The organism is Paraeggerthella hominis (assembly GCF_021044775.1).
In the GTDB taxonomy this organism is placed as follows: Bacteria; Actinomycetota; Coriobacteriia; order Coriobacteriales; family Eggerthellaceae; genus Paraeggerthella; species Paraeggerthella hominis.
The window spans coordinates 286,809-306,013 of the sequence record NZ_JAJNOQ010000002.1; the positions used below are offsets into that span (position 1 = coordinate 286,809).

15 protein-coding genes, 1 tRNA gene and 1 riboswitch are annotated in these 19,205 nt (G+C 59.0%); of the genes, 10 read left to right on the forward strand and 6 right to left on the reverse strand.

The window, feature by feature from the left end:
- The first annotated feature begins 141 nt into the window (after positions 1-141).
- The 6 genes from LQE90_RS03535 (at position 142) to LQE90_RS03560 (ending at position 6,942) form a co-directional block, all read left to right on the forward strand.
- Positions 142-645: a nucleoside deaminase gene (locus tag LQE90_RS03535; RefSeq protein WP_216529247.1), complete on the forward strand. Its 504-nt coding sequence runs from the start codon at positions 142-144 to the stop codon at positions 643-645.
- Positions 642-1,700, forward strand: a complete 1,059-nt coding sequence (gene ispE / locus LQE90_RS03540; protein ID WP_216529246.1) for a 4-(cytidine 5'-diphospho)-2-C-methyl-D-erythritol kinase — start codon at positions 642-644, stop codon at positions 1,698-1,700. The genes LQE90_RS03535 and ispE overlap by 4 nt, the downstream gene beginning before the upstream one ends.
- A 140-nt stretch (positions 1,701-1,840) precedes the next feature.
- The gene (locus LQE90_RS03545; protein ID WP_114566373.1) at positions 1,841-2,395 is read left to right on the forward strand and encodes a LemA family protein; all 555 of its coding nucleotides are present in this window, start codon (positions 1,841-1,843) and stop codon (positions 2,393-2,395) included.
- Between the two features lie 153 nt (positions 2,396-2,548).
- Positions 2,549-4,501 (forward strand): hybrid sensor histidine kinase/response regulator, encoded by a 1,953-nt coding sequence (locus tag LQE90_RS03550; protein ID WP_216529245.1) that lies wholly within the window; start codon positions 2,549-2,551, stop codon positions 4,499-4,501.
- A gap of 102 nt (positions 4,502-4,603) precedes the next feature.
- Complete coding sequence (locus LQE90_RS03555; protein ID WP_216529244.1) at positions 4,604-4,966, forward strand: guanylate cyclase; 363 nt, start codon at positions 4,604-4,606, stop codon at positions 4,964-4,966.
- Positions 4,967-5,169: 203 nt separating this feature from the next.
- Positions 5,170-6,942 carry an oleate hydratase gene (locus tag LQE90_RS03560; protein WP_216529243.1) on the forward strand — a complete coding sequence of 591 codons (1,773 nt, stop codon included), beginning with the start codon at positions 5,170-5,172 and terminating at the stop codon, positions 6,940-6,942.
- 173 nt (positions 6,943-7,115) lie between these two features.
- Here the strand turns inward: LQE90_RS03560 and LQE90_RS03565 are convergent.
- A tRNA-Ser gene (locus LQE90_RS03565) sits at positions 7,116-7,206 on the reverse strand.
- Between the two features lie 58 nt (positions 7,207-7,264).
- On the opposite strand from LQE90_RS03565, the gene LQE90_RS03570 reads away from it, so the two are divergent.
- Genes LQE90_RS03570 through LQE90_RS03580 form a run of 3 tightly spaced genes read left to right on the forward strand, consistent with a single transcriptional unit; the run spans position 7,265 to position 10,231 of the window.
- Positions 7,265-9,277, forward strand: coding sequence for a DUF2207 domain-containing protein (locus LQE90_RS03570; RefSeq protein WP_231088184.1), 2,013 nt, complete (start codon positions 7,265-7,267; stop codon positions 9,275-9,277).
- Positions 9,278-9,327: 50 nt separating this feature from the next.
- A complete protein-coding gene (locus LQE90_RS03575) occupies positions 9,328-9,849 on the forward strand; it encodes a shikimate kinase (RefSeq protein WP_114566377.1) in 522 nt (173 codons plus the stop codon).
- Positions 9,850-9,862: 13 nt separating this feature from the next.
- Positions 9,863-10,231, forward strand: a complete 369-nt coding sequence (locus LQE90_RS03580; RefSeq protein ID WP_114566378.1) for a tRNA-binding protein — start codon at positions 9,863-9,865, stop codon at positions 10,229-10,231.
- 66 nt (positions 10,232-10,297) lie between these two features.
- On the opposite strand, the gene LQE90_RS03585 is transcribed toward LQE90_RS03580, so the two are convergent.
- Together LQE90_RS03585 and LQE90_RS03590 are read right to left on the reverse strand one after the other, a co-directional pair.
- A complete protein-coding gene (locus LQE90_RS03585) occupies positions 10,298-10,906 on the reverse strand; it encodes a cytidylate kinase-like family protein (protein ID WP_216529242.1) in 609 nt (202 codons plus the stop codon).
- 151 nt (positions 10,907-11,057) lie between these two features.
- Positions 11,058-12,878 carry a flavocytochrome c gene (locus LQE90_RS03590; protein WP_216529241.1) on the reverse strand — a complete coding sequence of 607 codons (1,821 nt, stop codon included), beginning with the start codon at positions 12,876-12,878 and terminating at the stop codon, positions 11,058-11,060.
- A 372-nt stretch (positions 12,879-13,250) separates the two neighbouring features.
- Here LQE90_RS03590 and LQE90_RS12495 point away from each other — a divergent pair, with 372 nt between their 5' ends.
- Positions 13,251-14,681: a response regulator transcription factor gene (locus LQE90_RS12495; RefSeq protein ID WP_216529240.1), complete on the forward strand. Its 1,431-nt coding sequence runs from the start codon at positions 13,251-13,253 to the stop codon at positions 14,679-14,681.
- 162 nt (positions 14,682-14,843) lie between these two features.
- On the opposite strand, the gene LQE90_RS03600 is transcribed toward LQE90_RS12495, so the two are convergent.
- The 3 genes from LQE90_RS03600 to LQE90_RS03610 form a co-directional block, all read right to left on the reverse strand.
- Positions 14,844-16,361, reverse strand: a complete 1,518-nt coding sequence (locus LQE90_RS03600; RefSeq protein WP_305072030.1) for an alanine/glycine:cation symporter family protein — start codon at positions 16,359-16,361, stop codon at positions 14,844-14,846.
- Between the two features lie 130 nt (positions 16,362-16,491).
- Positions 16,492-16,618, reverse strand: a riboswitch (glycine riboswitch).
- 632 nt (positions 16,619-17,250) lie between these two features.
- On the reverse strand, positions 17,251-18,714 hold the full coding sequence (locus tag LQE90_RS03605) for a L,D-transpeptidase family protein (RefSeq protein WP_114566384.1): 1,464 nt from the start codon (positions 18,712-18,714) through the stop codon (positions 17,251-17,253).
- On the reverse strand, positions 18,674-19,201 hold the full coding sequence (locus tag LQE90_RS03610) for a MarR family winged helix-turn-helix transcriptional regulator (RefSeq protein ID WP_231088185.1): 528 nt from the start codon (positions 19,199-19,201) through the stop codon (positions 18,674-18,676). Before LQE90_RS03610 ends, LQE90_RS03605 begins: the two co-directional genes overlap by 41 nt.
- Positions 19,202-19,205: the final 4 nt, after the last annotated feature.

A 19,205-nucleotide genomic window follows, 5' to 3' on the forward strand; every position in this document is an offset into this window, starting at 1 on the left:
TGCGCGATTGGTTTGGCGAACGCGTTTGGGCTTGCTTTGTTTCACGTGAAACAATGATATTTGAGCCGCTCCAGCATTCTGGCCATGCGAAAATCGCGTTGAATCCCTGAACGATTGGTAGGATACCATATAATATGCGACATGACTGATGAAGACTACATGCGTATGGCTCTTGCCGAAGCGCGCCGTGCCGAACAGTTGGGCGAAGTTCCTATCGGCGCCATTGTCGTATACCAGCCTATCGATCCCGCTACCCGCAATCCGTTGGCTGATCCGATGGTTATTTCTCGGGCTTGCAATATGAGGGAAACGACGAAAGACCCAGCTGGGCATGCAGAGTTTTTGGCTATGAAGCAGGCTGCTGAGTATCTAGATGCATGGCGTCTGACAGGTTGCACGGTGTACGTGACGCTCGAACCCTGCATTATGTGCGCTGGGCTGATGCACCAAGCGCGCGTCGATCGGTGCGTCTTTGGCGCTCCTGATCCGAAAGCTGGTGCGACGGGCACGTTGTACTCCGTCAACGCTGACGAACGGCTTAACCATACCTTCGAGGCGACTTCCGGCGTCCTTGCCGACGAATGCGCCCAGATACTACGCGACTTCTTCGCAAGCAAAAGAAAGAGGCGAACGAAACCTTTATGACGAATACGACCGAACTTCCGGAATCCAGGCCCGTTTCTCCAGGTGCGGAAGGGCCCTCTTCTCGTGCAAACGACCCGCATGTTGTTGATATGTTCGAGGTTGCGCGCATCGCTCAGGGGGTGGATGTCGCCTCGTTCAATGCCTTCGGCTCCGTTAAGCTGGTTGCTCCTGCGAAGGTGAACCTGTATCTCGATATAGGCGAACAGCGCGCGGACGGATACCACGAGGTTACTACCGTCATGCATGCGCTGTTGCTGCATGACGTCTTGCGCATGAAAACCACCCCGGCGGCGCTGGGTGCGGGATTGGCGGTTGATCTGGTTTCACGCTCGTGCGAGGGACTTGCGCCGCTCGACGTTGCCCCTTCGGACAATATCGTGAGCAAGGCTATTCGCCGTTTCGCCGCCGCGCTTGGGCGGCAGCAAGACGAAACGATTGTGGTAAGTATCGAGAAGCACATTCCTGCAGAAGCCGGTCTTGGGGGCGGGTCTTCCGATGCCGCTGCCGCTTTGGTGGGCGCGGCGCTCTTATGGGGCGTTCCGACCGACGATGCTTTGATTGAGGAAACCGCTCGGTCACTCGGTGCCGATGTGGCGTTTTTCTTGCACGGCGGCTGCGCGTGCTTGACCGGCGTAGGGGATGTGCTTGACCATAAGCTGACGCCCATGAACGGGCCGGTGGTGTTGATCAAGCCTGAAGGGGGCGTTTCGACGGCCGCTGCTTATCGCGCCTTTGATAGGAACCCTTCGTTCGTTTCAGCCGATCAACGTGCTATTGCATTACGTGCCACGCGTGCGCAGGATGTCCCCTTGATCAACAACTTGGTGCCGGTCTCCGAGGAGATGCTTCCGGCTCTTGCGGATATTCGAACATGGGCAAGCTCTCATGAGGATGTGGATGCCTCGCTCATGTCCGGCAGCGGATCCGCCGTGTTCGCGATGTGCAAGTCGATCGATGCCGCAACGCGCGTGGCAGCGCAGGCTCGAAGCCGGGGTTGGTGGGCTCGCCCGACAACCTTCGGTCCTTCGCGCGCGACTTCCGTTCCGGTGAGATAGGTTCCCGGCCCGCTTGATGCGGGACTGGGGCGATTGATCGGCGAGTCTTACCGTAAGGGAACGGTTACAGAATAGTGGCGTACGGTAGTCTCGTTTCCAGCGATGGTAGAATGAGCCGTACGCATTAGCAAAGGAGAGCTATGGACATCGTATGGATCGTCGTGCTTGTCATTGTTGTTGTGCTTGCTTTGGCTGTTATCGGGTTGTACAACAACCTGGTCAAGCTGCGCAACATGGTGGACAACGCCTGGGCACAGATCGACGTTCAACTGCAGCGTCGTTTGGATCTTATCCCCAATCTTGTTGAGACCGTCAAGGGTTATGCTTCGCACGAGCGCGGTACGCTCGACGAGGTCACGCAGGCTCGCGCAGCCGTCATGAACGCCGGCACTCCCGAAGGGAAAATGCAGGCTGATGGCATTTTGACCGGGGCCCTGAAAAGCCTGTTCGCCGTTGCGGAGGCATACCCCGACCTGAAGGCGAACGTGAACTTTCAACAGCTGCAAGCAGAGCTTTCCAACACGGAAGATAAGATCAGCTACATGCGCCAAAGCTATAACGACACGGTCATGAAGTTCAACACCGCTATTCAGACGTTTCCTGCCGTGCTTATTGCCGGTATGATGGGTTTCAAGGAGCGTCAGAGTTTCGATGCCGCGTCGGGCGCGGAAGTGGCTCCCCAAGTTCAATTCTAGCAAGGGCAGCCCCTCGTTTCGTGTCTGGGACGAGGGGCTTTTGTTCTATACCGGGATCGTGCTGCTGAGTTTTGACGATTGACGGGGTCCGGTACAGCGACCCAGCTCGATGCGTCCTGCTCCCCTTCCCTGGTTTGTCAGACGGAGCGGTTTATGGGCAAGCGCGAAGATCGACAATCGAAAACGTTTGACCGCCTTCTGGATTCCTCGGGCGTCTTTGCCGTTGTCGCGTTGATTTTGGTGGCGTTTTTGGTTGGCTTCTACGTTGTTCTGTCTATAAACATGAATGAGATAGACCAGCGAACCGAGCGGCTGAAAGACCACCCCTACGCGGTGACGCTGGCCGCTGGTCGGGCTGAGACGTATCTGATGTCCATGAGAACGCTCGACGATCGCCTGGGTTTCGCGCGCACTCCTGAAACCGTGGAGAGCGTTCGGGTTGAGTTCGAGGAAATCGACCAGCAGATGATCAAAGAGCTTGAGCAGGTTTCCGATCGGTTCATCGCCGCTCCTGAACTTGCCGTCGAGCTCTCGAACCGCTACGAAGAGTTCCGTCTACAACAGCAAGAGCTCATCGATATGAGCTTGGGCGATGCGAGCGATCATGATGTAGCTCGCTTCCTTTCCGACAATATCGACCCGCGCATCAACCACATGCTAACGATCAACACCGAGATCATCGACGTTGCGTCCGAATCGTTTGACAGGACGTACGCTCAGATAGCCGATGCCCGGAAAGAGGCTATAGACACGGCAACGGTTCTCTTGAGCGTGTTCGTCGTTGCGCTCATCCTGTTCATCATTGTGATCATGCGGAAAAACAATCAACAACGTGCGCTCCAGGGAAGCCTGAGCTGCGCGCTTGAAGCTGCGCAGGAAGCCAACGAGGCGAAGTCGAGGTTCCTGTCGAACGTGTCCCACGACATTCGCACGCCCTTGACCGCGATCATCGGGCTGGCGAACATAGCCAGCGAGCACGAGGATGACCGCGAGCGCGTAGGGGAATCTATCAACAAGATAAAACTCTCCTCGCATCATCTTTTGAACCTGGTCAACGACGTGCTGGACATGAGCAAGATAGAAAGCGGGCAAATCGATCTAACCCGCGCGACGTTCAACGTGTGCAATTTGGTGGAGATGATGGTTTCCATCGTTCGCCCGCAGGCCGATACGAAACAACTTTCGTTCGAGGCGGTCAATTGCTCGCTTGGGCGCACGCTGGTGGTTGGCGACGAGATGCGCGTAAGTCAGATTTTGGTCAACTTGCTGGGCAATGCGGTGAAGTATACGGAGCCGGGCGGTCACGTGTGGTTCTCGGCGGCCCGTATGCCGTTCGGCGAAGTGGCGGAAGAGTTGAACCTGAACGAGCAGGATGCCCAGAAAACCTGCGTAGTTCGCTTTGTGATCGAGGACGACGGCATAGGGATGTCGTCGGATTTCGTTGAGCGCATGTTCGATCCGTTCGAGCGGGAGGAGCGCCCATCGCGTCTTGCGGTGGAGGGAACGGGTTTGGGGATGTCTATCGTGAAGAACCTGATCGATGTTATGAACGGGTCCATTAAAGTGGAGAGCGTTCAAGGGAAGGGTTCGAAGTTCACGGTGGATATTCCCTTCGAGATGCAGGAGGAGGCCTCGGCGGACGCCGAAGATCTTTCGACGGCGCCAGACGACGCAGAACTGCCTGATGGCGGCCGTTCGGCTGATTGGGCGCGCGTACGGGTTCTGCTTGTTGAGGATAACGACATCGTGGGAGAGATCGCCGAGGAGTTCATCAAGAGCACGGGCGCTTCGGTCGATCGCGCTTGGGACGGTCTTGAAGCGGTCGAAACGTTGAGGTCGGCACCGGAAAACTATTATGACCTGGTGTTCATGGATATACAAATGCCGCGCATGGACGGTTTGGAGGCCGCTCGCGCAATCGTGGAGGAAAGCTCTTGCGCGCATCGTTCGCATCCGCCGATTATTGCCATGACGGCCAATGCGTACGTCGAGGACAGAAAACGTGCTTCCGAGGCGGGGATGGACGGCTATGCGGTCAAGCCAATCGGAAAAGACGAGATCGTACGGCTGCTTGAAACGCACGTGAAGCCACGGAGCGCCCGTTAGAATCGATGAGCCTTCGCGCGGCCTCTTGCGAGTCTGGTATGATGCGGAATCAAGGAGTTCGTACAAGCAAGGCGCTTGCTGTTCTGAGAGAGGAGTTCCGTCATGATCGCCCGCTTATCGCGCATCGCTGTGCTGTTGGTTGTTTTGGCGGTGGTCGCGCTGGTGGTCTATCTTGCTGCCACGTATCGCTACTCGCCAACCCGTGCGAAGGAAATCCTCATCAAACTGTTCACGGCTATCACGGGCGTTCTTTCCTCGTTCTTTGGATTGTTCAGCCTGTATGCGTGGTTCGAGCACAATGTGGGCGTGTTCGATCTGGCGTTTAGCTTTTTACTTACCGCTTTGGTTGCGCTTGGCGTGACACAAGTATGCCGCGCTGTTTTCCTCAAGCATCATCCGGCGTACCGCAAAAAGCCGATGAAGGCGAAACGGATCGGCTCGCGCTTCAGGGGCCGCCGAGGCTGATCGGCTGTACTCGTTGGTATTCGAGCGGACCTGCGCAACAGCGGGTCCGCTTGTTTTCCAACCCATTCGTAACTGCTCTTTTTCGATCCGCCTTCCTTTTCGTACTGGCCCCTGTTTCGATCGGGGTCAGTCATACGATGGCATTCGTGCAACGTATGGTTCCGGCGCTTGCCGGCGCTGGCGATGGGAAAGGAAGGGTTCGCATGAGGTACACCAACGGCAACTACGAAGCGTTCGCTCGGCCTAGAAAACCCAAGGGAGTCGATGACAAGTCGGCGTATTTGGTAGGCGGCGGCCTTGCCGGTTTGGCAGCTGCGGTGTTTTTGCTACGCGACGGACACATGCAGGGCAATCGGATTCATGTATTTGAAGAAACGGCTGTTCCGGGAGGATCTTTAGACGGTAAGGCGGTGCCGCTTGACGGATTTGTGACGCGCGGCGGCCGCGAGATGGAGAACCACTTCGAGTGCTTATGGGATTTGTTTCGATCCGTTCCATCGCTTGAGGTGGAACATGCGTCAGTGCTCGATGAATTCTACTGGCTTGATCACGACGATCCGAACTCCTCCAACTGCCGCATCATTCACGATCGCGGGTGCCAGGTTGAAGACGATGGCGACTTCACGCTTTCCAAGAAGGCGAAAAAAGAGCTGATCGAGCTATGGATGGCTTCCGAGAAATCGCTCGAAGGCAAGCGCATAGAAGACGTTTTCACCGAGGAGTTCTTCAAATCGAACTTCTGGCTGTACTGGTGCTCGATGTTCGCGTTCGAGCGTTGGCATTCCGCTATAGAAATGCGCCGCTACATCATGCGCTTCATTCACCACGTCAAGGGGCTTCCTGATTTCACCGCGCTTAAGTTCACGCGCTTCAATCAATACGAATCGCTGGTCAAGCCCCTGGTTTCGTACTTGAAGGAGAACGGCGTCCGGTTTGAGTGCCATGCGCGGGTCGTTGATGTTCGCGTTGACGTTTCCGACGACGCGAAGGTCGCCCGCGAGCTGGTGGTGGACCGCAGCGGTCGCATCGATCGCATAGGGCTGACGGAAAACGATCTGGTGCTGATCACGAACGGATCCATAACAGAAAGCTCCACGCAAGGCAGCCATTTCGATCCGGCTCCCGTCACCCATGAGCTGGGCGGCAGCTGGACGTTGTGGAAGCGGTTGGCCGAGCAATCGCCCGAGTTCGGCAACCCTGACGTGTTTTGCGAGAACCTGCCCAAGGAAAGCTGGTTCGTTTCCGCAACGGCTACCTGGCAGAACAGCAAGATCGATCCGTATATAGAGCGATTGACGAACCGGGGCCTCAGGACCGGAAAGGTTGTGACCGGCGGCATCGTTACCGTGAAGGACTCCAACTGGCTTATGAGCTTCACGATACATCGTCAGCCTCATTTCAAGGAACAGCGTCCCGACCAGACGGTCATGTGGATCTACGGCCTGCTGTCGGGCGTTCCCGGCAACTACGTCAAGAAACCCATCGAGGCGTGCAGCGGCCAGGAAATCGCGCAAGAGCTGCTGTACCATTTGGGCGTTCCTGAATCTCAAATCGAGGCTATGGCGCACGATGATTGCACGGTGATACCCGTGTACATGCCGTTCATCACGTCTTACTTCATGCTGCGCAAGCCGGGGGATCGTCCTTTGGTGGTTCCCCAGGGATCGAAGAACCTTGCGTTCATCGGCAATTTCGCTGAAACCGAGCGCGACACGGTTTTCACGACCGAGTATTCCGTGCGCACCGCCATGGAGGCGGTGTACCAATTGCTCGACGTGGAGCGCGGCGTGCCTGAGACGTTCGCGTCTGCGTACGATGTGCGCGCCCTTGCGAGGTCTCTGTACTATCTGTCGGATCGCAAGAAGCTTGTCGACATGGATCTTCCCTTTGTGGAGCAGCGAATTGTCGATTCGTTCGTCAAAAAGACCGAGAACACTTACATCGGCGATATTCTCAAGAAAAGCCATTTGGCGTAAGCGTTCGGCGTATGCTGCGTTGCTTGCCGCTCGGCTTCGCTTGGGCCAAGCATCGTGCGGCCGGTTTGCACCTGAGGGGCGGTGCACTGGTACCTATCCGTTGCCGTAGGGAAACCGGTTGGACGATATAATGAAGCCCGGCAGTTGAAAAACTGTCGGGCTTTTGAAGTTGGTGGCGGAGAGCTGGGGATTCGAACCCCAGACACCCTTTTGGGGTGTACTCGCTTAGCAGGCGAGCACCTTCGGCCTCTCGGTCAGCTCTCCACAATATAATAGGTGCGGTTTGCTATGATACCGTGACCACCTCCAAGTTGCAAGGAGCATGATTGTGCAAAACATGAGCGGTACGCAACTCCACATTTCCTTCGCTATGCAGCGCAGGCGATTCGCGCTTGCATTCGCCTGCCTGATCGCCTTAGCCGTGGGCGTTCTGGCGTGCTCGCCGGCCTATGCCGACGCGAAGTCGTACACCATGCCTAAGGTTGATATTCAGGCGCAAGTTGAAACCGATGGGTCCTTGCATGTGGTGGAGCAGCGCGCATTCGACTTCAGCGGCGATTTCACGGCTGTATGGTGGGAGCTCGGCAGCGGTCTTCCGTCGAACGCGTCCATCAAGATCAACGGCATGCGCATGGGCCAGCTTGGCGCCGACGGATCCATTTCGGGCGAATGGACAACGCTCAAAGACGTGCCGTTCGTGCTGGGCTGGCGCGAATCGGGCGGACCTGGCACGGATGCGTACTCGTTCGACGAGCCGAAGAACACCGTGTACGCGTTCTTCAACCAATCCGATACGCAGGCGATGATAGAGCTTGACTACACGGTAGTCAACGGCGCGCAGGCCTACGGAGACGTGGGAGAGGTGTACTGGAAGTACATAGGGTCCCAATGGGCCGAAGCGTCCGACAACGTGACGATGACCCTTGCGCTGCCGGTGCCTCAAGGAACCGAGGTGAAAGCGGGCGATAATGTGCGCGCTTGGGGTCACGGCCCGCTTGACGGATCGGTGTCGGTCAATGCGGATGGATCCGTTACGTACAAGGTCCCCCATGTGTCGGCCGGGCAGTTTGCCGAAGCGCGCGTTGTGTTTCCCGTGAAATGGCTCACGAACCTTTCAGCGAAAGATGCCGCCGCGCACGGTGGGGCCATGCGTCTTGATACGGTGCTGAAAGAAGAGCAGTCGTGGTCTGACCAAGCGAACGTTCAGCGCACCATGTCGCTTGCATTCATCGTGGGCTGCGGTGTGATAAGCGTTTTGCTGCTGCTTTGGGGCTTGTGGTCGTATCGTCGGTACGGTCGCGAGCATGAACCTGACTTCAAGGACGAGTATTGGCGCGACGTTCCCGATTCTGCCGTGCACCCTGCGGTGATCGGTCGCCTGTGGCGTTGGGATCGCGAAAGCCAGGATGATTTCTCGGCTACGCTCATGCATCTGGCTCATATCGGTGCCGTGCGCATCGATGCCGGCAGTTATGACGAGCCGGGTTTGTTCGGATCGTCCAAAACGAAGGGCGACTACTATATAACCAAGCTGCCCGCCGCCGACGCGGTGGCCGATCCTATCGACCGTGCGGCGCTCGACCTTCTGTTCGGCCGGGTTGCCGAAGGCCGCGACTCGCTGTGGTTCGGCACGATCGAAACGTACGGCAAAGACCATCCTCAAGAATTGCTTGACGCCATGCAGTCGTGGCAGGGAACGTTGTCCGCCGCAACGAACAGCCAGGATTTCTTCGAAGCAAAGGGCAAGCGCTATCAGGGGTATCTGATTGCTCTTGCCGTAGTGATGGCCGTTGGCGGCGTGGCGATTTGGTTGATGATGGAGAACTTCATACCTCTTATCTTCATGCTTCCTGTGGCTATTGCCTTGGGCATTATCGCCAACTACATGCCGCGCCGAAGCGTGCGTGGAAACAACCTGATCGCGCGTTGCAAGGCGCTGCGCAACTGGTTGCGCGATTTCTCGTCGCTTGACGAGCGCCCGCCCACCGACGTAAAAGTGTGGGGCGAGTTCATGGTGTATGCGTACTTGTTCGGCGTTGCCGACCAAGCTATCAAGCAGCTGCAAACCACCATGCCGCAATTGTTCGAGTACGACGGGTCCTTGGGCGTGTCCTACATGCCGTGGTGGTTCTGGTACACGGGCGGGCATACGTCGACCGGCATTGCCATGCCTGCGGTGGGGGATCTGTTCCAGTCGTCCATGGCTAACACCTTGTCGTCGGCTCAGGCCGCCCTGTCCGCTGCAAGCGGGGACTTCTCAAGCGGCGGCGGATTCGGTGGAGGGTTCTCGGGCGGCGGAGGCGGCGGCTTCGGCGGAGGCGGCGGCGCGCGCTAGAAAGGCCGTGCTACAATGCGGATGAAGTTGTCAGCTAGGGAGGAGCCAGTATGGCGGAAAAAGACAATATCGTTCTGATCGGCATGCCCGGTGCGGGCAAGTCGACGCTGGGCATTGTGTTGGCTAAGATCATGAACTATCACTTTATAGACGCAGACCTGGTCATCCAGAATCAGTGCGATAAAACGCTTCAGAAGCTTATCGATGCATGCGGGCCCGAAGGGTTTATCGAGGTTGAAAACGAGATCCTGCGCGATATCGAAGCGTCCAAGAGCATTATCTCCACGGGCGGTTCCGCGGTTTACTCGGATGAGGCCATGCAGCACCTGACCGAAATCGGCACGGTTGTGTACTTGCAGATATCCTACGACGAACTGGTGAACCGCTTGCACGATTTGCAGGAGCGCGGCGTGGTTCTCAAGGGCGGCATCGGCATGAGCCTGCGCGAGCTGTTCGACGAGCGCAAGCCGCTGTACGAGCAGTACGCCGAGATCACGGTCGACGTGAACGACTTGACCATTACCGCGGCAGCCCGCAAGGTTGCCGACGCGATCAAGCAGGCGCAAGCGTAGCGAGGGAGGCTCCATGGTCGAAACGATAGAAACCGCTCCCGTGAAACCGCTGATCACGATTGACGACTTGGACAAGCTGGATATTCGCGTCGGGCGTATCGTGCTGGTTGAAGACGTGGAGAAGTCGAGCAAGCTTATAAAGATGACGGTGGATTTCGGCGGCTTTACGCGCACCATTCTTTCGGGCATGAAAGAGGAGCGAGAAGATCCGAAGGCCGAGATCGAGGGCAAGCAGGCTCTGTTCGTGGTAAACCTTGCTCCGCGAAAGATGGCGGGCGAAGTGTCCGAGGGCATGATCTACGATATCGGATACGAAGACGGCATCCTGCCGGTTCTCGCCGTCCCTGAACGCGACGTGCCGAACGGCGTGCGTCTCGGCTAAGTGCGAAACAGGGACGGAGACCGCAAGTTGTCGGCTCCGTCCCGCTTCGCTGCGTTTTTCCTTGCTTTACCGGGGTTTCCGCGCTTCGACGAACGCGCGAATCACCGAAACGGCTCCTTGCGCATCAAGCTGTCCGGAGTTGAGGCACAAGTCGTAATTAGAGGCTTGCCCCCATTGCTCGTCCGTGAAGTAGCGGTAGTAGCTGGCGCGCGCTTTGTCCACTTTGGCGATGCGCGCACGAGCTTCTTGTTCCGACAGGTTGTTGCGGCGCATGACGCGCTTGACGCGGGCGTCCATCGGGGCGCTGACGAACAGGCTGACCAAGCCCGGGTGCTTTGAAAGCACGTAGTCGGCGCAGCGGCCTACGATGACGCACGGTCCCTCGTCCGCTATGGATTTGAGAATGCCCACTTCCGCTTTGTAAATGCGCGCCGCGACGGGGTGTTCGATGTCCGTTCCGCAAAAAAAGTTGTTCGGGTTGAGCAGCAGCGGTCGCAGGGGCTTTTCGTCGAAGTCCGCGATAACGTCCCCGTCGAGGCCGCTTTCCTCGGCTATGCGCTTGAGCAGCAACTTGTCGTAGTAAGCGATGCCCAGCTCGTTTGCAAGGTGCTCGCCTATCTCGCGCCCTCCGCTGCCGTATTCTCTGCTGATTGCGAATATCAGGTGCTGGTCCATGCGATCCCCTTCTTGCGTATCGAGCGCGGACGTCTGTGGTATGCCGCTCATTGTACCAGTTCGGGCCCGCGTGCTGCGGGCCCGAACCAAGGGAGGGAATATGCTCGGCCGCTGCGGGAGCGCTGCGGCCGAGCCGGATGGATCGACGGCGCTATGCCGAGTAGGCAGCTGCGTTCGTTCCGGCAATGCGTCCGAACGTGTAGATGTCGGTCATCGAGCAGGAACCCAGGCGGTTCGTGCCCATCTTGTGACCCGCCACTTCGCCGGCTGCATAGAAGCCCGGAATGGGCGCGCCCGTCTGGTCGAGCACCTGCGCGTCGGTGTTGATGTGCAGGCCGCCCATCGTGTAATGGACCGCGGGCTTGCAGGCCATCAGGTAGTACGGCCCCTCTTCGATGGGGTTCATCGTGCCGCGGTAGTTGAACTCGGGATCCTTGCCGTCCTTGCAGTACTGGTTCCAGGTGTCGATGGTCTTCTGCAGTTCGGCAGCGTCAACGCCCATCTGGCTGCACACGTCGTCGAGCGTGTCTCCCTTTGCGATGGCCTTGCGAGCCAGAATGTTCTCGTACTCGTCGGCGTGCGTGACCAGCAGTCCTGTTTCGTCGGCGCCCTTCTGGTTGAACAGCAGGTAGCCCTTGCCGTCGCTTTGCTTCGTGATGGCGTTGGAAATGACGTCGCGGCGGTCGAGTTCTTCCACGAAGCGATCGCCTTCCTTGTTCACCATGATCGCCTGGTATTCCAGACGCACGTCGCCGACGTACAGCAGCGCGCCGGTCGAGGGGTCGCATACGGGATACGTCTGGATGTACTCCATGTCGATCAGGTTTGCTCCGGCTGCCTCGCCCATGGTGATGCCGTCGCCCGTTACGCCTACGGAGTCGGTGGACAGGATCTTGTCGTCCATGGCCGGGTTGTACTTCACGCGCATCTCGATGTTGGAGCCGAATCCGCCGCTTGCCATGACCACGGCTTTGCAGGCAACCGTGCTCTCTTCGCCGGTCACGGTGTTCTGTACCTTGACGCCGCTGATGGCGTCGCCGTTTTTCACCAGCTCAACGGCGCGCGTGCAGTCGACCAGCGTAATATCGTCGATCTCGTTCACGCGCTTGGTCAGCTTGGTGGTCATCTCGGACCCCGAGTGCGTGATGGGGATGATGGAGCGCTTCGTGTTGTGCCCGCCGAACTGCATGAGGTCGTGCTTCCACGACACGCCGCCTTCGAAGGTGAGCCATTGCGAGCTTTCCAGCGCGCCGTCGGCGATCACCTGCACCAACGCCGGATCGCCCGCGTTGTCGCCGCCTTCAAGCATGTCCTTTGCTAGGGCTTCGGGGCTGTCGGCGATGCCCTCCTTCACCTGGATCCAGTTGCCCGGAACGGCCATCTCGCCGCCGGAAAGCGCGGTGTCGCCGCCCAGTACGCCCATTTTTTCCATCAAGACGACCTTCTTGCCGGCGTTCGCTGCGGAAATAGCCGCTGCGAATCCTGCACCGCCGGCTCCGATGACCACCACGTCGGTGGATTCGGGCAGCGTCGTCTCGTTCGCGTATTCGGCCTTGTCGCGCTTCTGCCATTCGCTCGACTTCTGCCCCAGGTCGTCCAGGGCGCTTGCCACGGCGCCGGTGAACGCCATGCTGGACAGCGTGGCTCCTGATACGGCGTCAACGTTGAGCGTCTGATTGTCGATGATCAGCTTGGTGAGTTTCTGCATGGCGACGTCGCCCATGCCCGGCGTTTCGCGCGAATCGAGCACGGTGATGCGGTCGATGGCTCCGTCGGTTACCGACACCTCTACATTGAACTCGCCATGCTTGCCCATGCCCGACCCGATTGCCGTGCTGGTTGCGCCGTCGCCGGCCGATGCGTTCTTGGAGCCTGCTGTGCCGCTGGGCGCGCACCCGGCGAGTGCCAAAGTGCCGCCGAGCGCCGCTACGGCGCCGCCTGCAATGAACTGCCTACGCGAGAATCGTTCCATGTGTATAGTCCTCCCTACAAATCCCGTCCCGCTGCTTCGCGGGTTGCTCCTTTTTGCATGCGGGTCCGTCGGATGTTGCCGAGCGTTGGCCGCACGCGCCCGCCTCAGCTTGGCGAACGTTCTCAACCGCGCCGCAATGCCTCTCCAAAATGCCGCGATGAGCCGCGTCGCGCAATTGTCCGCGTAGGTTAAATACGTAACCCTTGCCATAACCCTCTTTCGCCATCAGGCTCTTTTGGCTATGATGAACCGCGGCTAGGGAGTTGAAGCTGCACTGCTTCGCCGCCCGGGCGCAGGGGCGCCGAAGCCCTTGGACGTTTCACCGGTTGGTGCTGCATCGCACCGCCGTTCCACTTGTTTGGGGAGGAAACCGTGGAAAGCGTGGAGAAGCAGGGGTTCGCCCAGCGGTGGAAAGCCATATTCGGGCGCGTGGCGATCATCCCGTTCGTGTTCTTCGGGGTTGGCCTGTACCGCGCGTGGATTGCGACGCTTTTCCGCTACGAGGCGTTTCCCACCATTACCGTGTTCGACTACTTTTTGTTCGAAGCCGCTATTGGCGTGGTGTCGTTGGCGCTTGCTTTCGCTGCTCGGCGCGTGGCGCCCCTCTGGGCGAACAAGCCCGCCGTGATTGCAACGGGCGCCAGCATGACGGGCGGCTCGGCTCTTGTCGTGATCGCTTGCTTCTTCGTTCCGTTCGAGCCTTTGAAGGTGGCCGGATTGCTGCTTGCCGGTGGCGGTTTGGGATCCCTGATTCTTATGTGGGCGGAATTCTACGGGTCGCTCAATCCGCTTCGCGTGGCGTTGTACCATGCTATCGCCATCTTCGTGGGCGAGGTGGTGAAGTGGCTGTTTCTGGGGATGTCCGTTCCGTACCTGGCGTTTTTCGCCGTGGTCTTGCCGCCGATCTGCCTGGCGTGCGTCCGCTCGAGCATGCGGCGGCTGCCTGACCGCGATCTTCCGCGCGCCGTGCGCGAAGGCGATGTGAAAACCATACCCTGGAAGCCCATCTTCCTTATGGCCACCTGCACGTTCGCAGCGGCTTTCGGCGCGCTGCCCATGCAGCCGCTGGTCCCCGGCAACGTCGTGGGCGCGCTGTTCGTGACGGGGCTCGTGTTCTTCGGCGTACTGTCCGCTTCGCGCTGGTTCAACTTCGACACCATTTACCAATTGGCATTTCCGCTGTTCATCGTAGGGTTTTTGTTTGTTATGCCCTCGTTTGCCGGCAGCGCACAAATTATGGCGCTGTGCTACGACGCCGGATACACGATGCTGTCCATGTACATCATGATCGTCATGAGCAACATCACGTACCGCTTTGGCGTGAACGCGGTGTGGATCAACGGCATCGAGCGCGGCATTCGCTACCTTGTCGAGCTTTTGGGGTGGCTGACGTTTGCGGGCGCTTCGGCGTATCTGGGCAGCGCCGACGCGAACATGGTGTACAACGGGATTGTGGTGGCCGTTGTGGTCGCGTTCTTGGTGATCTTCTTCACCGAGCGCGGGCTTTCGGCGAAATGGGGCGTTGCTCTGAACGACGACCAGATGGAAAGCGGCCCCGCCGAAGGTCGCACGGCTATGCGCGTGTCGGACCTTTCTCGCGTGTACAGCTTGAGTCCTCGCGAAGAAGAAGTGCTGCAGCTTTTGGCCCAACGCGCCACGGTCGCGGAGATCGAAGAGGCGCTGTACGTGTCCCAGGGCACGGTGAAAGCCCATATCAACCATATTTACCGGAAGCTGGGCATTCACAGCAAAGCCGAATTGTTCGGTTTGCTTGACAGCCCTGAAAAGCCGGCCAGGCGCTAGTCGGCGGGGGTGTGGGCCTGGCGGGCGATGGCGGCGTCGGCGCTGCGAGGCGCCGCCATCGCGGAGTGCGAACTGGCGCCCCGCCCCGCTGGGCCGGCGTCCTATGCGAAAGGCCCGCAACGTGAGCGGGCCTTTCGCGGAAGTGCGGAGAGTTTTAGCGAGCTAGTTCTTCGATCCCAGACGATCGGTCAATGCGTCCAGGGGCGGGATGTCCCAGTTGTCGCCGATCAAGTGAGGTTCCATGCCGTCTTCGTCACCCGCGGCTTTCAGGCGCGCGAAGTAATCCTTCGTCTCCTTCGCCACCACGCCGGACAGGGCGATAAGGGCGATCATGTTCGGCAGGGCCATCAAGCCGTTGAAGATGTCGGCGATGGTCCATACGGCGGCAACCGTCATGTACGGGCCGATGAACACGGCGGCAATGTAGAGCCAGCGGTACACCTTCACGGATTTCATGTTGCCGTTGCTGAAGTACTCCAGGCAACGCTCACCGTAGTAGTCCCAACCGAGAATGGTGGTGAAGCCGAACAGAACCAGGCACGCCATCAGCACGAACGACACGATCTCGCCCGGGATGAACGGCAGGCCGGCCTGGAACGCTGCCGTGGTAACGGCGGCTCCCTCAAGGCCGGGGATCTGGTAGGCGCCCGTCATGACCAGGGCAAGGCCCGTCATGGAGCACACGACGATGGTGTCCAAAAACGTGCCGGTCATGGACACGAGGCCCTGACGCACCGGCTCTTTCGTCTGAGCGGCCGCTGCGGCGATCGGAGCGGAACCCAGGCCGGCCTCGTTCGAGAAGATGCCGCGTGCGATACCCTTCTGCATAGCGATGATGATGGCGCCCAGCGCACCGCCGGCAGCTGCCTGCAGGCCGAACGCGCTTTCGAAGATGGTCACGAACGCGCCGGGAACCTTGTCGAGGTTCGTGAAGATCAGCAGCAGCGAGAAGCCTACGTACAGCACCACCATGGCGGGAATGACGCGCTCGGAAACCTTCGCGATGCGCTTGAGGCCGCCGATGACCACCAGGCCCACCAGCACGGCCAGCACGAGCGAGCCTATAACGGTGAAGATGGAGTAGTCCATGCCCAGGATGCTGACCGTCATGGACTTATTGGGATCAAAGAAGCCGGTGATGGCCGTCGAAATCGAGTTCACCTGCGTGAACGTGCCGATGCCGAACAAACCAACGCACATGCCGAAGAACGCGAACATCTTGGCGAGCCAACGCCAGTTGCGCCCCATGCCGCGCTCGATGTAGTAGAACGGACCGCCCAGCACGTGCCCGGTCTTCTTGTCGACGCTGCGGTACTTGACGGCAAGCAGGCCCTCCGAGTATTTCGTCGCCATGCCGAACAGCGCTGCAAGCCACATCCAGAACATCGCACCCGGGCCGCCGGCTACGATAGCCGTGGCCACGCCCACGATGTTGCCCGTGCCGATGGTGGCCGAAAGCGCGGTGCACAATGCGCCGAAGCTGGTCACTTCGCCGGTGCCGTCTTTTTCGTTCTTCACCATGTAGCGCAGTGCGCGGGGCAGCTGGCTGAACTGGACGCCGCGCAGGCGCACCGTCAGCAGAATGCCTCCGAACAAGATGAGCACCATGAGGGGAACGCCCCAGATGAAGTCATCGATGGCGACCAACATATCGTTGATCGTGCTGAAAAACCCTTCCACCAGTTTCCTCCTTTATGCATGTACGTACGTGCAACTTCTGTAGCCTCGCAACAACGCGGAACAAGGCCGAACAGGAGGATATGCAAGGGGAAACCAAGGAAAGCGAGCGCCGCCTAACGCGACGAACTCGTAGCTTAGCTCTGTCCTTTTGCCTGAGAGTTTCAACGGTGCTGCGCGTGGACCGCGTCCACGTTCGCGTATGCATTCCGCCTTGCCCCTTCGGCACCCGATAGCCGGGATTCTCCAGAGGCCCCTTCCGCGTCCTGTCTCGTAAGATTCAGGACGTATCAACGGGGTACGCTATGAAATTGTGGGCACATTGTAGCAGGTAACAGTTTGGTTGTGAACGAAAAGAAAGGCTTGCGACCTGAAAATTTGCGCTGTGCGGTTGGTCGGAGCCTTTGAATCAACGCATCTCGTGTTGGCGGCAGCTTTTCGAACTTCCCCTAAAGCACCAGTTCAGCAGCATCCCCCGCAGCGGGGCAGGGCATCTTCCTCCGAAGTTCTTTCGCGGTGGGTGATTTCCCGACCGCGCGGGAAGCGCTGATTGCAGGCGCGTGCACCCGGGTGACGTCCAGGCAATCAGCGCCGTTCTGTCAAAACGGACGAGTTTTGCTGGTCCTCAAGCAAGAATAAATGGTCCTTGCAACTCCGTGACCTGGTGCGATGTAAAACGCGCTTGGGGGAAGGTGTCTTCGAAGGCGGAAAATCGCCGCAAAACTCGCTTGTTTTGACAGAACGGCGGGAGCGGCGGGTCGCGACGACCGCCGAGTGGGGATGGCGCGCCCTGCGGCCTCGAGTGAGGCATGCGCCTGCGGCCATGGGTTGGGCGGGCGGCCCTGGACGCGCGCGGCGCGGCGACGATCCGCCGCGCCGACAACGCGGGTTCCTACCAGTGGCTTACCACGACGTCGCCGCCCTGGACTATCGCGTACAGTTCCCCCGCCTTGTCGGGAGGCAGGTTGACGCATCCGTGGCTTCCCAGGCCGTCGGCGTATTTCGTGCCGCCGAAGCCGCTCGTCTGCCATTCCGCATCATGCAGGCCGATAGCGCCTCCTACGAATGGCATCCAGTACTGAACAGGGGTTTCATAAATCTGGGTGTCGCCGTCGTAGCCCTTCAGCGTAGACGGGCTTTCCTTGCGGTTCATCCAGTACACGCCGTCGGGGGTGTCGTGCGTCCCGTCGGGAATGCCCGTGATGATATCGGACTCCCAAACAAGAGCACCCGACTCATCGTAGAAGCGCGCATGCTGCTCGGACAGGTCGATGTCCAAGTATCGTTTGCCCCAGTCCTGCACGCCGGGGCCCTTGAATGTTTCTCCGTGCGTGACCGTAGGTACGGCGATCGCCTGCGTGCTTCCGGTGGAAACGCCTTCCTTCACGGCTGCGAGCAATGCGTCTCGGTCGATTTCCCAACCGTATACGCCGCCCTTCACGGTGATCTGCTTTCCGTCGGCACGCGTGTACGTGCGCGCGCTGCCAACGGTGTTGTTTGCTTGAACCAGTTGATCAACCCAGCTGCCAAGGGCGGTTTCGTCCAGTGTGGCTTGGGCCTCGTCGTTCACGGTGATCCACTGAGCAACCAGGTCGGCGTCGACTGTTGCAAGGGGATAGTCGTCCATGGTCAGGGGGATGTTCGCGGCGATCATTACGTTGGCGGTTTCGATGGCCGACTTCAGGCGCTCGTCGGTTTTCAGGATGGTTGGCTGCTGCAGCTGGTCCGCCGTGATGGCGGCGCGGCGATTGAGCGCGGAAAGCGCATCTTCCGCCACTTTGACCACGGCATCTGCATCGAGGGCTGTACCCACCGATTCCGGTTCGATATTGAAGGTTTTCGTTGCCTTGTCGAACGCGAGCGTCGCGTTTTTCGGCGGCGTGGCGTTTGCATTGACCTGTTCGACGGCGGCTTTCACGGCATCTTCAAGGGCGGTGCCGCTGGACCCCGCTACCAGTTTGGCGGACTCGTCGTGCTGCGCTCCAATCTGAAACGGCCAGAGCCAGGGATTCACGTCCGACAGCATGTCGTCTATGACGGCCGACGTGTTGACGGCCAAGCCAGCTTCGGATGCGGTCAACTTGAGGTCGAGGCCTTGTCCGCTTACGGAAAGCGTATAGTCGTCCAGCTTGTTTTTTAGGGATTGCTCGGCCTCTGACGAGGACATGAGAGACAGGCTCATGCCTCCTGCCGTCGTGTTTGGCATGAAGCGTCCGGAAAAGTACAGGGCAACGCTGACGTATACCGCTAACAGCAAGGCCAAAGCGCAGGCCAGCATGATGCCGATGACTTTAAGGGGGTTGGTGCGGCGGTGTTCAACGTGAAAGCCGCGCGGGGCGTTTTGATACTGGTTCATGTGCGCGTCCTTGAAAAGGTGGGTTGAAAATATAGTCCAGTATAGGAATAGGGTCCAGCCGGTGCAATCGAACCCGCGAAAAACCGACAATCGGCAACCCGAAGGTGTCGAGATCTTCCTGGTCAACGCCTTCGACCAGGCGCTTTGCTCGGTCGAACGTGATTGGCTCGGCTGCTTTCAGCAGCGCGCGCGCTTCGTCGGTGATACTGACCGCATGAGCGCGTCGGTCGTTTTTGTCGCGCGTGCGAACAACAAGACCCTTGCGCTCGAGCAGGTCGAGGTAGCGCGTGATGGTTGCCTGTTCTTTGCGGGTTCGCTCGGCGAGTGCTTTCTGGGAAAGCTCGCCAGCTCGGTCGAGCTGGTTGAGCAGGTTGAACTGTCCGGGCGTGATGCCAAGCGGAGCGAGCGCCGTTTCCAGGGACTTATAGATGGAGCGTTGGGCGTCGTACACTTTGAAGCCGATGAGTTGATTGTGCTCGTTTGCCATGGAT

Coding starts and splice junctions, on each gene's coding strand:
- LQE90_RS03550 (WP_216529245.1), top strand. CDS start 2,549: ATGGGCAAGCGCGAAGATCGACAATCGAAAACGTTTGACCGCCTTCTG.
- LQE90_RS03585 (WP_216529242.1), bottom strand. CDS start 10,906: ATGGACCAGCACCTGATATTCGCAATCAGCAGAGAATACGGCAGCGGA.
- LQE90_RS03560 (WP_216529243.1), top strand. CDS start 5,170: ATGAGGTACACCAACGGCAACTACGAAGCGTTCGCTCGGCCTAGAAAA.
- LQE90_RS03575 (WP_114566377.1), top strand. CDS start 9,328: ATGGCGGAAAAAGACAATATCGTTCTGATCGGCATGCCCGGTGCGGGC.
- LQE90_RS03590 (WP_216529241.1), bottom strand. CDS start 12,878: ATGGAACGATTCTCGCGTAGGCAGTTCATTGCAGGCGGCGCCGTAGCG.
- LQE90_RS03570 (WP_231088184.1), top strand. CDS start 7,265: ATGATTGTGCAAAACATGAGCGGTACGCAACTCCACATTTCCTTCGCT.
- LQE90_RS03605 (WP_114566384.1), bottom strand. CDS start 18,714: ATGAACCAGTATCAAAACGCCCCGCGCGGCTTTCACGTTGAACACCGC.
- LQE90_RS03535 (WP_216529247.1), top strand. CDS start 142: ATGACTGATGAAGACTACATGCGTATGGCTCTTGCCGAAGCGCGCCGT.
- LQE90_RS03545 (WP_114566373.1), top strand. CDS start 1,841: ATGGACATCGTATGGATCGTCGTGCTTGTCATTGTTGTTGTGCTTGCT.
- LQE90_RS03555 (WP_216529244.1), top strand. CDS start 4,604: ATGATCGCCCGCTTATCGCGCATCGCTGTGCTGTTGGTTGTTTTGGCG.
- ispE (WP_216529246.1), top strand. CDS start 642: ATGACGAATACGACCGAACTTCCGGAATCCAGGCCCGTTTCTCCAGGT.
- LQE90_RS03610 (WP_231088185.1), bottom strand. CDS start 19,201: ATGGCAAACGAGCACAATCAACTCATCGGCTTCAAAGTGTACGACGCC.
- LQE90_RS03580 (WP_114566378.1), top strand. CDS start 9,863: ATGGTCGAAACGATAGAAACCGCTCCCGTGAAACCGCTGATCACGATT.